This is a genomic window from Variovorax sp. LjRoot84 (genome assembly GCF_964254305.1).
Taxonomy (GTDB): Bacteria; Pseudomonadota; Gammaproteobacteria; order Burkholderiales; family Burkholderiaceae_C; genus Variovorax.
Genome location: NZ_CAXUTE020000001.1, coordinates 4729875 through 4744558, shown reverse-complemented (window position 1 = coordinate 4744558; position 14684 = coordinate 4729875). Strand labels below are relative to the sequence as shown.

The following is a 14684-nucleotide window of genomic DNA, read 5'->3' as shown; positions in this document are numbered from 1 at the left end:
CATGGCAACAACGCGCGCTTCCCAAAAGATCGACATCGCTGCCGCCGCGCAGCGCTTCGGGGATCAGTTCCGGGGTCTCAATCCGAACGACCCATCCGTCTGGCCGCCGGTGCCGCGCTACGCCTTGTGCGTCGCCGTCACGGCCCTGGTGCTGGTGGCACTGTGGTTCGTGTGGCTCACCAATTCGAACGACGAACTCGAAGCCGAGCGCGCGAAGGAAGTCACGCTCAAAGCGGACTATCAGAAGAAGGTTGCGCAGGCCGCCAACCTCGACTTGCTGAAGAAGCAGCGCGAGCAGGTGCAGCAGTATGTGACCCTGCTCGAAAAGCAGCTGCCGAGCAAAGCGGAAATGGACGCATTGCTCTCCGACATCAACCAGGCCGGGCTGGGCCGTAGTCTCCAGTTCGAATTGTTCCGTCCGGGGCAGGTTTCGGTGAAGGACTATTACGCCGAGCTGCCGATCGCCGTGCGTGTGACGGGTCGCTACCACGACATGGGCGCCTTCGCCGCGGACGTCGCCAACCTTTCCCGCATCGTGACCTTGAACAACTTGTCGGTGACGCCGCAAAAGGATGGCGCTCTGACCTTGGATGCCACGGCGCGGACCTTCCGCTATCTGGACGATGAAGAGCAGGCGGCGCAGAAACGCGCCGCGGTGGGGGCGAAGAAGAAATGAGAACGCTCGGTTTTCTGTGGCTCGGCATTGCTGCCGTCGGCCTCAGCGGTTGCATGGGGTCGGAGCAGGAGGACCTTCAGCGCTGGATGGCGGAGCAGAGGGCGCAAGTGCGGCCCAACGTTCCGCCCATCACGGAGCCGAAGAAGTTCACGCCCCAGGCCTACACCGAGGTCAGTGCCTTCGAGCCCTTCAACATGCAGAAGCTGACGCAGGCTCTGCGGCGCGACTCGAACCAGCCGAGCACGTCGGGGCTCATCGCGCCCGAATTGGCTCGCCGCAAGGAGGCCCTCGAGGCTTTCCCGCTCGATTCGATGGCCATGGTCGGCAGCATGAACCGCAAGGGCGAGCCGGTGGCCCTGGTCACGGTCGACAAGCTGCTGTACCAAGTGCGCGTCGGCAACTATCTGGGACTCAACTACGGGCGCATCACCCGTATCAGTGAAACCGAACTCGGCTTGCGTGAAATCGTGCAGGACGCCGCCGGTGAATGGATCGAACGCGTGGCGACGCTGCAGTTGCAAGAGAGGTCGAAATGAATTCCAAGAAATCAATGTTCGCGCAGTGGCTGCGCGCTGTTGGCGTGAGCCTGCTTGCATTCGGCACGATCGCCGTCGCGCAGGCGCAGAACGCCATCGAATCGGTGACGAGTTCGATGCAATCCGGCGCCGAAGTCATTCGGGTCGACCTGACGCAACCGCTGTCTGCCGTGCCAACCGGCTTCGCGATTCAGACACCGGCGCGCATCGCGCTCGATTTCCCGGGTGTGACGAATGCCATCGGCCGTTCGGCGATCGATGTCAACCAGGGCAATCTGCGCTCGGTCAACGTGGTGCAGGCCGGTGAACGCACGCGCCTGGTCCTGAACCTGAAGCAGGCGACCGCGTACAAGGCTGAGATCCAGGGCAAGTCCTTGTTGATTTCGCTGGAGCCCGTTCCGGGCGCCGCATTGGTTGCTTCCACGCCTTCCGCATTTGCCGAGAACCGCAACCGGGACACCTTGCCCTTGCGCGACGTCGATTTCCGCCTGGGCTCGGACAACACCGGCCGCGTGATCGTCGACCTGGCCAACAACCAGGTGGGCGTCGACATTCGCCAGCAAGGCAAGAACCTGGTGGTCGAATTCACCAAGTCGACCCTGCCCGAGGGCCTGCGCCGCCGTCTGGACGTTTCGGACTTCGGCACGCCCGTCCAGTTGGTGACGACGCAGCAGTCGGGCGACCGCGTGCGCATGACCATCGAGCCCAAGGGCGACTGGGAGCACAGCGCCTACCAGAGCGAGAACCAGTTCGTCGTCGAGGTGCGCCCACGCAAGGTCGACCCGACCAAGCTCACGCAGGGCGCCGGCTACAGCGGCGAGAAGCTCTCGCTGAACTTCCAGAACATCGAAATCCGCTCGCTGCTGCAGGTGATCGCCGACTTCACGAATTTCAACATCGTGACCTCGGACTCGGTGACCGGCGCGCTGACCCTGCGCCTGAAGGATGTGCCCTGGGACCAGGCACTGGACATCATCATGCAGGCGAAGAACCTGGGCATGCGCAAGAACGGCAGCGTTCTGTGGATCGCGCCCAAGGACGAAATCAACGCCAAGGAAAAGCTCGAATTCGAAGCCCAGGCCGCCATCCAGAACCTGGAGCCTCTGCGGACCCAATCGTTCCAGCTGAACTACACCAAGGCCATCGCGATCGCACAGGGCCTGACCGGCACGGGCGCATCGAGCGGCGGTGGCGGTGGTTCCGGGACGACGACGCGTATCCTGAGCCCGCGCGGCAGCGTGATCGCCGAATCGCGCACCAACCAGCTCTTCGTTTCGGACATTCCTTCGCGTCTCCAGCAGGTCGCCGAGCTGATCCAGAAGCTCGACGTGCCGGTTCGCCAGGTGCTGATCGAAGCGCGCATCGTCGAGGCTTCGGACACCTTCGGCAAATCCCTGGGCGTGCGGCTCGGCGGCGGCGTCGCCGGCGGCACGGTGGGCTCGAACAGCGGCCGCCCGATTTTCGGCAACGTCGGCGTCATGCCGGTCGTCACGCCGGCAACGGCAACCACGACGGGCAGCGCGTTGACGACTTTCACCAATTCGAACTTCGTGAACCTGCCGTCGACCGGCGTTTCCGGCAACGGCAATGCGCCGGGCACTTTCGCGATCTCGCTCTTCAACTCCAGCTTCTCGCGCATGCTGAACCTGGAAATCTCCGCGCTCGAAGCCGACGGCAAGGGCAAGGTGGTGTCGAGCCCGCGCGTGGTGACTGCAGACCAGACCAAGGCATTGATCGAGCAGGGCACTGAACTGCCCTACCAGGTCGCCACCTCCAGCGGCGCCACCTCGATCGCGTTCCGCAAGGCCAACCTCAAGCTCGAGGTCACGCCGCAGATCACGCCCGAGGGCAACATCATCCTGACGCTCGACGTCAACAAGGACACGGTCGGCCAGGCCACCACGGCCGGTTTCGCGATCAACACCAAGCACGTGCAAACCGAGGTGCTGGTCGAAAACGGCGGCACGGTGGTCATCGGTGGTATCTTCGAGCTCACCGAAACCAACGATGAATCGCGCGTGCCGGTGCTCGGTGAAGTGCCCTATGTCGGGGCGCTGTTCCGTACGCGCAATCGCGTTGCCAACAAGACCGAAATGCTCGTCTTTATCACCCCGAAGATGATTACCGACCGCAACGCCGCGCGCTGAACGCGCGGGCGTTCGTAGCACCGCGTGGCGGTCGCGCTCGTCGGCTTGCCCGGCGCCGGAAAATCAGCAGTGGGCCGGCGCCTTGGCCAGCGCCTGCAGCTTCCCTTCATCGACAGCGACGAGGTGGTCGAGCGCCGGATCGGCTGCTCCATCCGCGACTACTTCGAACGCGAAGGCGAAGAAAGCTTCCGCAATGTCGAAGAAGCCGTGATCGCCGATCTCGCGGCGACGGCCCATGGCGTCGTGGCGACCGGCGGCGGCGCCGTACTGCGGGAGGCCAACCGGATCCAGCTGCGCACGCACTTCCACGTGATCTACCTGCGATCCTCGCCCGAGGATCTGTTCCGGCGGCTGCGCCACGACGTCAAGCGCCCCCTGCTGCAGGTGGCCGATCCCCTGGGTCGCCTGCATGAGCTTTACAGTGCGCGCGACCCGTTCTATCGCGAGACGGCCCACGACGTGGTCGAGACCGGCCGGCCCTCGGTCGCGATGCTGGTGAACATCATCGTGATGCAGCTAGAACTTGCCGGCGCGGTCTCCGCCGAAACCCGGAGCCACCCACCGGACTGAGGCAAGCCCTTGCGGCATGCGCCTAAACTCGGGGCCATGCGATTGCCTGCCTCCCCCGAATCCGTCGAGATCCAGCTCGGCGAACGCAGCTATCCGATCCTGATCGGCAGCGACCTGCTCGGCGAACCGAAGAATTTTGCAGCGGTACCCGCAGCCGCCACGGCCCTGATCGTCACCAACACCACCGTGGCGCCGCTCTATGCGGCTGCATTGCGCCGGACGCTGGCCGGGCGCTTCCATGCCGTGCACGTGCTCGAACTGCCCGACGGCGAAGCGCACAAGGACTGGCAGACGCTGAACCTGATCTTCGATGCCCTGCTCGGCCACGGCTGCGACCGCAAGACGGTGCTGTTCGCGCTCGGCGGCGGGGTGGTGGGCGACATGACCGGCTTCGCCGCAGCGAGCTACATGCGCGGCGTGCCCTTCGTGCAGGTGCCGACCACCTTGCTGGCCCAGGTCGACTCGTCGGTGGGCGGCAAGACCGCGATCAATCACCCGCTCGGCAAGAACATGATCGGCGCCTTCTATCAGCCGCAACTGGTGCTGTGCGACCTCGCCACGCTCGGTACGCTGGCGCCGCGCGAACTCAGCGCCGGCCTGGCCGAGGTCATCAAGTACGGCCCCATCTACGACATGCGCTTCCTCGACTGGATCGAGTCGAACATCGACGCGCTGGTGGCCAGAGAACCGGGTGCGCTGGCATACGCCGTCAAGCGCAGCTGCGAGATCAAGGCCGCGGTGGTGGGGCAGGACGAGCGCGAAACCGGCCTGCGGGCGATCCTCAATTTCGGCCACACCTTCGGGCACGCGATCGAGTCGGGCCTGGGCTACGGCAAGTGGCTGCATGGCGAGGCAGTCGGCTGCGGCATGGTCCTGGCCGCGCATCTGTCGCAGCGGCTGGGTGGCGTCGACGCTGCCTTCGTGCAGCGTCTCACGGCCTTGATCGAGCGCGCGGGCCTGCCCGTGGTCGCGCCTGCGCTCGGCGCGGAGCGCTATCTCGAACTGATGCGTATCGACAAGAAGTCGGAGGCGGGCGAGATCCGCTTCGTCGTGATCGACAAGCCCGGCTCGGCCGTCATGCGCAGCGCACCCGAGGCGATGGTGCGCGAGGTGCTGGCGCAATGCTGCGCGGCCTGAATCGGAAGGCTTCGCGATGAGCCTGGCGCGCCATGCCAGCGATCCGGCGCGCTCGCGCGGGCGGCGGCATCCCGAGCCGCCTGCGCCCACGCGCGATGCCTTTCAGCGCGACCGCGACCGCATCGTGCATTCGACCGCGTTCCGGCGCCTGGTCTACAAGACCCAGGTGTTCCTGAACCACGAGGGCGACCTGTTTCGCACCCGCCTGACCCATTCGCTCGAGGTCGCGCAGCTCGGCCGTTCGATCGCCCGCGCGCTGCGGCTCAACGAAGACCTGGTGGAAGCCGTCGCGCTGGCGCACGACCTCGGTCACACGCCTTTCGGCCATGCGGGCCAGGACGCGCTCAATGCCTGCATGACGGAGCACGGGGGCTTCGAGCACAACCTGCAGAGCCTGCGTGTCGTGGACGAACTCGAACACCGCTATCCGCAGTACGACGGCCTCAACCTGAGCTTCGAGACCCGTGAAGGCATCCTCAAGCACTGCTCCCGAACGAATGCGGAGCGCATCGAGGCGAGCGAGCCGGGCGGCGTGGCGCGGCGTTTCTGCGACGGCACGCAGCCTTCGCTCGAAGCGCAGCTCTGCAACCTCGCGGACGAGATCGCCTACAACGCCCACGACATCGACGACGGCGTGAGGTCGGGGCTGATCAGCATCGAGCGCGTGAGCGAGGTCGGCCTGTTCGACCGCTATCGCCGCGAAGCGCTGGCCGAGTATCCGCAACTGCAGGGGCGGCGCGTGCTCTACGAGGCGATCCGCCGGATGCTGAGCGCGCAGGTCTACGACGTGATCGATGCCACCCGCGCCGCGCTCGAGGCGGCCGCGCCGGCCGATGCCGACGCCGCGCGCAGGGCCGGGCCGCTGGTGCTCTTCAGCGAGGCCATGCGCGCGCAATCCATCGAGCTCAAGCAGTTCCTTTTTCGCAATCTCTACCGGCATCCGCGCGTCACGCAGACCACCGACCGGGCGCAGCAGGTCGTGCGCGAGCTGTTCGCCGCCTATCTGGCCCGCGCCGAAGAGATGCCCGACTCCTATGCGCAGCGTGCGGACCGGCATCGCGCGGTGGCCGACTACATCGCCGGCATGACCGATCGCTTCGCGATGCGGGAACACGAGCGCCTCACTGGACGGCGGTGGACCGAAGAATGAGCCGCAGCCAAGCGCATGCACGCATACCCGCCGCTGCGCTCGCCGTGGTCGTGGCGGGCGTCGCGGCCGCCTTGCATCTCGGCAAGCTGGCGCCGGCCGTCCCGGCCTTGCAGGCCTCTCTGGGCATCGGCTTGGTCGAAGCAGGCTTTCTGCTGTCGTTGGTGCAGGTCGCCGGCATGACCCTCGGCCTCGTGGTCGGCCTGGCGGCGGACACGATCGGACTGCGCCGCAGCATGCTCGCGGGCCTGGCCGTGATCACAGGCGCGAGCGTGCTCGGCGGGCTGGTCGGGAGCTCCGGCGAGGGCGGGGCGAAGGCCATTCACCTGCTGCTGGTGCTGCGTGCACTCGAAGGCGTCGGCTTTCTCCTGGTGGTGATGCCGGGGCCCGGGTTGATCCGTTCCATGTCGCAGCCGAGCACGGAGAAGGCGGCGATGGGTCTTTGGGGCGCCTACATGCCGCTCGGCGTCGCCTTGGCGCTTCTGCTCGGGCCCGCGTTCATCGCGTGGGCCGGCTGGCCGGGCTGGTGGTGGGTGCTGTCGCTGGTGTCGGCGGCCGCCGCGGCGTGGGTCGCGCTCGGCGTGCCCGCGGACAACAAGCGCATGGCATCGCCTGCCGCCATCTCGCCGGAGAACTGGTCGGGACGCCTGCTCGATACCGTGCGCGCAGGCGGACCCTGGACGCTCGCGCTGGCGTTCGCGGTGTACTCGGCGCAATGGATGGCGGTGATCGGCTTCCTGCCCGCCATCTACACCGACGCTGGCGTGCCGGATGCCTGGAACGCAGCGCTGACGGCGCTCGCGGCGGCGATGAACATCGTCGGCAACGTCGCCGGCGGCCGCTTCCTGCAGCACGGCATCGCGCCCGAGCGCCTGCTGCGCGTGGGCTTCGTCGTGATGGCGCTCGGCGGCGTCGCGGCCTTTGCGCAGATCGGCCAGGCCGCCGATGCCGCCAGCCTGCCGCCCGCGCTGCGCTATCTCGCGATCTGCATGTTCTCGCTCGGCGGCGGGGTGGTGCCGGCCACGCTCTTCATGCTCGCGGTCCGGCTGGCGCCCGGGCCTTCCACCGTGTCAACGACGGTGGGGATGATGCAGCAGGCCTCGTCGCTGGGGCAGTTCATCGCGCCGCCGGTCGTCGCCTGGATCGCCCACCGCGCCGGGGGCTGGCAATGGACCTGGGTCGTGACCTTGGCCTGCTCGCTGGCGGGGATGGCCCTCGTATCCCGCGTGTCGCCTTCAAGTCCCCGCACGGGCACGGCATGAACACAGGTGCCACAATTTCGGCAGCACAGGCGCAGGCCGACACGCAACGCTGGCTCGAGCGCGCGGTCATCGGTCTCAACCTATGCCCCTTTGCGAAGGCGGTGCATGTGCGAGGACAGATTCACTATGCCGTCTATCTGCCGGGCGAAGAGGCCGACCTGATCGATGCGCTGCTTCTTGAAGCGCACGAGCTCGCGGCCCGGGACCCTTCCGAACGCGACACCACACTCTTGATCGCACCGAACACCTTGGCCGACTTTCTGGACTTCAACGATTTCACGGCGCGCGCTGAGCGTCGGCTGATGCGCGCGGGTTTCGACGGCCAGTTCCAACTGGCGAGCTTCCATCCGCACTACCAGTTCGCCGGCACGGAGGCCGAGGACATCACCAACGCGACCAATCGTGCGCCGTACCCCACGCTGCACCTGCTGCGCGAAGACAGCGTGAGCCGCGCCGTCGAAGCCTTCCCGGATGCCGAGGCCATTTTCGGGCGCAACATCCAGACGCTCGAAGCGCTTGGTGCGCAAGGATGGGCGGCGCTGGACGTCGGTCCGGGCGGAGCGGCGCGATGAGCAGCAAGACCGTCGCCCGCGCGTCGAAAGCCGAAGCCGACCTGCAAAGCGAGTTGCGGCCCGGTCAATCGATCGAGTTGCTCAAGGAACTGCACATCCTCACGCGCGAGGGCCGGCTCAACCAGGATTCGCGCCGCAAGCTCAAGCAGGTCTATCACCTGTTCCAGTTCATCGAGAAGCTGCTGCACGAATTGCCGAACGAGGGCGCCCAGGCCACGCTGGCCGACCATGGCGCGGGCAAGTCCTACCTCGGTTTCATCATCTACGACCTGTTCTTCAACCAGCGCGGCGGTGGGCACGTATACGGCATCGAAACCCGGGCCGAACTGGTCGACCGGTCGCGCGCGCTTGCTGCACGGCTCGGTTTCGAGCGCATGTCCTTCCTCAATCTCACCGTGGCCGAATCTGCCGGCGCCAGCGAACTGCCGGCGCGGATCGACATCGTGACCGCGCTGCATGCCTGCGATACCGCCACCGACGATGCGATCGCTTTCGGCCTCGCGAAAGAAGCGCGTTTCATGGTGCTGGTTCCCTGCTGCCAGGCCGAGATTGCCGCCTGCCTGCGGCAGACCAAGGCGCTGGCGCTGTCGCGCACACCGCTGGCCGAGCTCTGGCGCCACCCGCTGCACACGCGCGAAATCGGCAGCCAGCTCACCAACGTGCTGCGCTGCCTCTACCTGGAGGCGAACGGCTACCAGGTCACGGTGACCGAGCTGGTGGGCTGGGAGCACAGCATGAAGAACGAGCTGATCATCGCGCGCCATACCGGCCAGCGCAAAGCCAGCGCCGCGGCGCGGCTGCGCGAGCTGCTGGAGCAGTTCGGGCTCGAGTCCTTGCTGGCGACGCGCTTTCGCCTGCCCTGATCGATGCGCTGAATCCGCGCCATGGCACGCCTGCCCCGCCTCACGCTGGCCGACCAGCCGCACCACGTGATCCAGCGCGGGAACAACCGCCAAGCCGTCTTCATCGACCGCGCCGACCGCGAGATGCTGCTGGGCCTGCTGGGCGAGAACGCCGCGCGCTTCGGCATCGCCTTGCACGCCTATGTGCTGATGGACAACCATTTCCACCTGCTCGCCACGCCTTCGAGCGCCGACGGACTGCCGCAGTGGATGCAGGCGATCGGGCGGCGCTACGTGCGCTACTTCAACGACCGGCATGGACGCAGCGGTACCTTGTGGGAAGGGCGCTACAAGTCGACGCTGATCCAGACCGATCGCTACTTGCTGGCCTGCATGGCCTACATCGACCTGAACCCGGTGCGGGCCGGCATCGCCGCGGAGGCGCGCGACTACCCGTGGTCGAGCCATGCGCACTATGCCGGGCTGCGACACGACAAGCTGCTGACGCCGCATCCTTTGTACTGGGCGCTGGGCAACACGCCGTTCGCCCGCGAAGCCGCGTATGCCGATTTGGTGCGCGCGGGCGTTCCGGCCACCGATCAAGCGGAGTTGACCGAGGCCACGCTGCATGGCTGGGCTGTGGGGGATCGCGACTTTCTGGAGTCGTTACAAAAAGCCACGCCGCGGCGTGTGCTCAAGGCCCGCCCTGGCCGCCCGCCGGCCGCCCAGAGCTGATCGAAAAAATGCCGGTGCCCGCGCAGGATACAGTCCATTTGCTATCAATTTTGATGTGTCCCTTAATTAAGTTGTTCCTATGGGTATGGAATGAAATTGGAATCTGACCCCAAATAAAGTGTTTGGCATTATTTGTGCAACGCAATATGCTCCTTTTCCCTGCGAAAAATTGAAGGAGCACGCCCATGACAACGGCTGCCGAGATCGAGCATCTCCAACAACACGGCCTTTACTCCGGTGCCGACGAGCACGACGCCTGCGGTGTCGGCTTCGTGGCCCACATCAAGGGCGAAAAGAGCCATGCCATCGTGCTGCAGGGCTTGAAGATTCTCGAGAATCTGGACCATCGCGGCGCAGTGGGCGCTGACAAGCTGATGGGCGACGGCGCCGGCATCCTGATCCAGCTGCCCGATCTGTTGTACCGCGAAGAGATGGCCAAGCAGGGCGTCACGCTGCCGCCGCCCGGCGAGTACGGCGTCGGCATGATCTTCCTGCCCAAGGAGCATGCTTCCCGCGAGGCCTGCGAGCAGGAGATGGAACGCGCCATCAAGGCCGAAGGCCAGGTGCTCCTGGGCTGGCGCGACGTGCCGGTGAATCGCGAGATGCCGATGTCGCCGACCGTGCGCAAGAAGGAACCGCTCCTGCGCCAGGTCTTCATCGGTCGCGGCAACGACGTGATCGTGCAGGACGCGCTGGAGCGCAAGCTCTACGTGATCCGCAAGACCGCCAGTGCCAGCATCCAGCGCCTGAAGCTCAAGCACAGCAAGGAGTACTACGTTCCGAGCATGTCGAGCCGCACGGTGGTCTACAAGGGTCTGCTCTTGGCCGATCAGGTCGGCACCTACTACCTCGACCTGCAGGACAAGCGCTGCATCTCGGCCCTGGGCCTGGTGCACCAGCGCTTCTCGACCAACACCTTCCCCGAGTGGCCGCTGGCCCACCCGTACCGCTATGTCGCGCACAACGGCGAGATCAACACGGTCAAGGGCAACTACAACTGGATGAAGGCGCGCGAAGGCGTGATGTCCTCGCCGGTGCTGGGTGCAGATCTGCAGAAGCTCTATCCGATCAGCTTCGCCGATCAGTCCGACACCGCTACTTTCGACAACTGCCTCGAACTGCTCACGATGGCCGGCTACCCGATCAGCCAGGCCGTGATGATGATGATTCCCGAGCCCTGGGAGCAGCACGCGACCATGGACACGCGCCGCCGCGCCTTCTACGAGTACCACGCCGCGATGCTGGAGCCCTGGGACGGCCCGGCCTCGATCGTCTTCACCGACGGCCGCCAGATCGGCGCCACGCTCGACCGCAACGGCCTGCGGCCCTCGCGTTACTGCGTGACCGACGACGACCTGGTGATCATGGCCTCCGAATCCGGCGTGCTCCCCGTGCCCGAGCAGAAGATCGTGCGCAAGTGGCGCCTGCAGCCCGGCAAGATGTTCTTGATCGACCTGGAACAAGGCCGCATGATCGACGACGAGGAGGTCAAGGCCACCCTCGCGAACAGCAAGCCCTACAAGCAGTGGATCGAGAACCTGCGCATCAAGCTCGACAGCGTCGAGGCCGAGGCCGTGCAGGCGCCGGTGAGCCAGGTCGCGCTGCTCGATCGCCAGCAGGCCTTCGGCTACACGCAGGAAGACATCAAGTTCCTGATGAGCCCGATGGCTGCGGCCGGCGAGGAGGGCATCGGCTCCATGGGCAACGACAGCCCGCTGGCCGTGCTGTCCAACAAGAACAAGCCGCTCTACAACTACTTCAAGCAGCTGTTCGCGCAGGTCACGAACCCGCCGATCGATCCGATCCGCGAGGCGATCGTGATGTCGCTGGTGTCCTTCATCGGTCCGAAGCCGAACCTGCTCGACATCAACCAGGTCAACCCGCCGATGCGGCTCGAGGTGAGCCAGCCGATCCTCGACTTCGGCGACATGGCGAAGCTGCGCGACATCGGCAAATACACGCAGGGCAAGTTCAAGAGCTACACGCTCGACATCACCTATCCGCTCGCTTGGGGCGAGGAGGGCGTCGAGGCCAAGCTGGCCTCGCTGTGCGCCGAAGCGGTCGATGCGATCAAGGGCGGCCACAACATCCTGATCGTGAGCGACCGCGCGGTGAGCCCGACCCAGATCGCGATCCCCGCGCTGCTGGCGCTGTCGGCCATCCACCAGTACCTGGTGCGCGAAGGCCTGCGGACCACCGCCGGCCTGGTGGTCGAGACCGGCTCGGCGCGCGAGGTGCATCACTTCGGCGTGCTGGCGGGCTATGGTGCCGAGGCCGTGCACCCGTACCTCGCGATGGAAACCCTGGCCGCGATGCATGAAGACCTGTCCGGCGACCTGAGCGCCGAGAAGGCGATCTACAACTACGTCAAGGCGATCGGCAAGGGTCTGTCCAAGATCATGTCGAAGATGGGCGTCAGCACCTACATGAGCTACTGCGGCGCGCAGCTCTTCGAAGCCATCGGGCTCAACAGCGAAACGATCGTCAAGTACTTCACCGGCACCGCCAGCCGCGTCGAGGGCATCGGCGTGTTCGAGATCGCGCAGGAAGCCATCCGCATGCACAAGGCGGCCTTCAGCGACGACCCGGTGCTCGCCCACATGCTCGACGCCGGCGGCGAATACGCCTGGCGCACGCGCGGCGAGGAGCACATGTGGACGCCCGACGCGATCGCCAAGCTGCAGCACAGCACGCGCGCCAACAACTTCAACACCTACAAGGAATACGCGCAGCTCATCAACGACCAGAACCGCCGCCATCTCACGCTGCGCGGGCTGTTCGAGTTCAGGATCGATCCGGCCAAGGCGATTTCCGTGGACGAGGTCGAGCCGGCGAGCGAGATCGTCAAGCGCTTCGCGACCGGCGCCATGTCGCTGGGCTCGATCAGCACCGAAGCGCATTCGACGCTCGCCGTCGCGATGAACCGCATCGGCGGCAAGAGCAATACCGGCGAGGGCGGCGAAGACCCGGCGCGCTATCGCAACGAGCTCAAGGGCATCCCGATCAAGGTGGGCGACACGCTCAAGAGCGTGATCGGCGAAGCCAACGTCGAGGTCGACCTGCCTCTGCAGGACGGCGACTCGCTGCGTTCGAAGATCAAGCAGGTCGCCTCGGGCCGCTTCGGCGTCACCGCCGAGTACCTCTCGTCGGCCGACCAGCTGCAGATCAAGATGGCGCAGGGCGCGAAGCCTGGCGAAGGCGGCCAGCTGCCGGGCGGCAAGGTGTCCAACTACATCGGCGCGCTGCGCTACTCGGTGCCGGGCGTGGGCCTCATTTCTCCCCCCCCGCACCACGACATCTATTCGATCGAGGATCTGGCGCAGCTGATCCACGACCTGAAGAACGTCGCGCCGCACGCGAGCGTGAGCGTCAAGCTGGTGAGCGAAGTCGGCGTCGGCACGATCGCGGCCGGCGTCGCCAAGTGCAAGAGCGACCACGTCGTGATCGCGGGCCATGACGGCGGCACCGGCGCGTCGCCGTGGTCGTCGATCAAGCACGCGGGCAGCCCGTGGGAGATCGGCCTGGCCGAGACCCAGCAGACCCTGGTGCTCAACCGCCTGCGCGGGCGCATCCGCGTGCAGGCCGACGGCCAGATGAAGACCGGCCGCGACGTCGCCATCGGCGCACTGCTTGGCGCCGATGAGTTCGGCTTCGCGACCGCGCCGCTGGTGGTCGAGGGCTGCATCATGATGCGCAAGTGCCACCTCAACACCTGTCCGGTCGGCGTGGCCACGCAGGACCCGGTGCTGCGCAAGAAGTTCACCGGCAAGCCCGAGCACGTGGTGAACTACTTCTTCTTCGTTGCCGAGGAAGTGCGCCAGATCATGGCGCAGCTGGGCATCCGCAACTTCGACGAGCTGATCGGCCGCGCCGACCTGCTCGACACCAAGAAGGGCATCGAGCACTGGAAGGCCCGCGGCCTGGACTTCAGCCGCCTGTTCGCGCAGCCGAACGTGCCGGCCGACGTGCCGCGCTACCACGTCGAGGCGCAGGACCACGGCCTCGCGAAGAGCCTCGACAACAAGCTGATCGAGAAATCGCGCCCGGCGATCGAGAAGGGCGAGAAGGTGCAGTTCATCGAGGTGGCGCGCAACGTCAACCGATCGGTCGGCGCCATGCTCTCGGGCGCGCTGACCAAGGTGCATCCGCAAGGCCTGCCTGACGATTCGATCCGCATCCAGCTCGAAGGCACGGGCGGCCAGTCCTTCGGCGCCTTCCTGGCGCGCGGCATCACGCTCTACCTGATCGGCGATGCCAACGACTACACCGGCAAGGGCCTCTCGGGCGGCCGCGTGGTGGTGCGTCCCAGCCTCGACTTCCGCGGTGAAGCGATACGCAACACCATCGTCGGCAACACCGCGCTCTACGGCGCGACCACCGGCGAGGCCTACTTGTGCGGCGTGGCCGGCGAGCGCTTCGCGGTGCGCCTGTCGGGCGCCACCGCGGTGGTCGAAGGCACCGGCGATCACGGCTGCGAATACATGACCGGCGGCACGGTCGCGGTGCTCGGCAAGACCGGGCGCAACTTCGCGGCCGGCATGAGCGGCGGTGTCGCCTTCGTCTATGACGAGGACGGCCAGTTCGCGTCGCGCTGCAACCTCTCGATGGTCTCGCTCGACAAGGTGCTGACCTCCGCCGAGCAGATCGCGAGCGTGCACCGCAAGATCTGGCACGACGGCGAGACCGACGAGGCGCAGCTCAGGAAGCTCCTGGAAGACCACCATCGCTGGACCGGCAGCAAGCGCGCACGCGAACTGCTCGACACCTGGGCGGTCTCGCGCACCAAGTTCGTCAAGGTCTTCCCGAACGAATACAAGCGCGCGCTGGCCGAGATCCACGACCGCCAGGTCGAGCTCACGAGCAGCGGCAACAACGCCCACGTGGGCATGGAGCCGCACGCGGTCGTCAACAAGCCGGTCACGGCCTGATCAAGCAACAACTCTTCATACGCCGTGCAGCTTCTTTAGGTGTGCCATCTCAACCCTTCGGGGAGCACCGCGGATCCGGCTTTGCCGGGCCGCTGGTGCTGCCCCCTGAAGGGGGCAGGAGGCTACACGAAG

At 66.1% G+C, this 14684-nt stretch carries 11 protein-coding genes; all 11 read left to right on the top strand.

Annotation, left to right across the window (positions count from 1 at the left end):
- Position 1: 1 nt before the first annotated feature.
- Positions 2–676 carry a type 4a pilus biogenesis protein PilO gene (locus tag ACSQ9I_RS23600; protein ID WP_436314652.1) on the top strand — a complete coding sequence of 225 codons (675 nt, stop codon included), beginning with the start codon at positions 2–4 and terminating at the stop codon, positions 674–676.
- Positions 673–1212: a pilus assembly protein PilP gene (locus ACSQ9I_RS23595; protein ID WP_436314651.1), complete on the top strand. Its 540-nt coding sequence runs from the start codon at positions 673–675 to the stop codon at positions 1210–1212. Before ACSQ9I_RS23600 ends, ACSQ9I_RS23595 begins: the two co-directional genes overlap by 4 nt.
- Positions 1209–3359, top strand: a complete 2151-nt coding sequence (gene pilQ, locus ACSQ9I_RS23590; protein ID WP_093105589.1) for a type IV pilus secretin family protein — start codon at positions 1209–1211, stop codon at positions 3357–3359. Before ACSQ9I_RS23595 ends, pilQ begins: the two co-directional genes overlap by 4 nt.
- A gap of 24 nt (positions 3360–3383) precedes the next feature.
- Positions 3384–3929: a shikimate kinase gene (locus tag ACSQ9I_RS23585; RefSeq protein WP_436293281.1), complete on the top strand. Its 546-nt coding sequence runs from the start codon at positions 3384–3386 to the stop codon at positions 3927–3929.
- Positions 3930–3965: 36 nt separating this feature from the next.
- Positions 3966–5066, top strand: coding sequence for a 3-dehydroquinate synthase (aroB, locus tag ACSQ9I_RS23580; protein ID WP_436305196.1), 1101 nt, complete (start codon positions 3966–3968; stop codon positions 5064–5066).
- Positions 5067–5082: 16 nt separating this feature from the next.
- On the top strand, positions 5083–6216 hold the full coding sequence (locus tag ACSQ9I_RS23575) for a deoxyguanosinetriphosphate triphosphohydrolase (RefSeq protein ID WP_436314650.1): 1134 nt from the start codon (positions 5083–5085) through the stop codon (positions 6214–6216).
- A complete protein-coding gene (locus ACSQ9I_RS23570) occupies positions 6213–7475 on the top strand; it encodes an MFS transporter (RefSeq protein ID WP_436314649.1) in 1263 nt (420 codons plus the stop codon). Before ACSQ9I_RS23575 ends, ACSQ9I_RS23570 begins: the two co-directional genes overlap by 4 nt.
- Positions 7472–8047 (top strand): DUF1415 domain-containing protein, encoded by a 576-nt coding sequence (locus ACSQ9I_RS23565; protein ID WP_436314648.1) that lies wholly within the window; start codon positions 7472–7474, stop codon positions 8045–8047. Before ACSQ9I_RS23570 ends, ACSQ9I_RS23565 begins: the two co-directional genes overlap by 4 nt.
- Positions 8044–8910, top strand: coding sequence for a class I SAM-dependent methyltransferase (locus tag ACSQ9I_RS23560; RefSeq protein ID WP_436293286.1), 867 nt, complete (start codon positions 8044–8046; stop codon positions 8908–8910). The genes ACSQ9I_RS23565 and ACSQ9I_RS23560 overlap by 4 nt, the downstream gene beginning before the upstream one ends.
- A 21-nt stretch (positions 8911–8931) precedes the next feature.
- On the top strand, positions 8932–9624 hold the full coding sequence (locus tag ACSQ9I_RS23555; protein ID WP_436296450.1) for a transposase: 693 nt from the start codon (positions 8932–8934) through the stop codon (positions 9622–9624).
- A 185-nt stretch (positions 9625–9809) separates the two neighbouring features.
- Positions 9810–14552 carry a glutamate synthase-related protein gene (locus ACSQ9I_RS23550; RefSeq protein WP_436314647.1) on the top strand — a complete coding sequence of 1581 codons (4743 nt, stop codon included), beginning with the start codon at positions 9810–9812 and terminating at the stop codon, positions 14550–14552.
- The last annotated feature ends 132 nt before the right edge of the window (positions 14553–14684 follow it).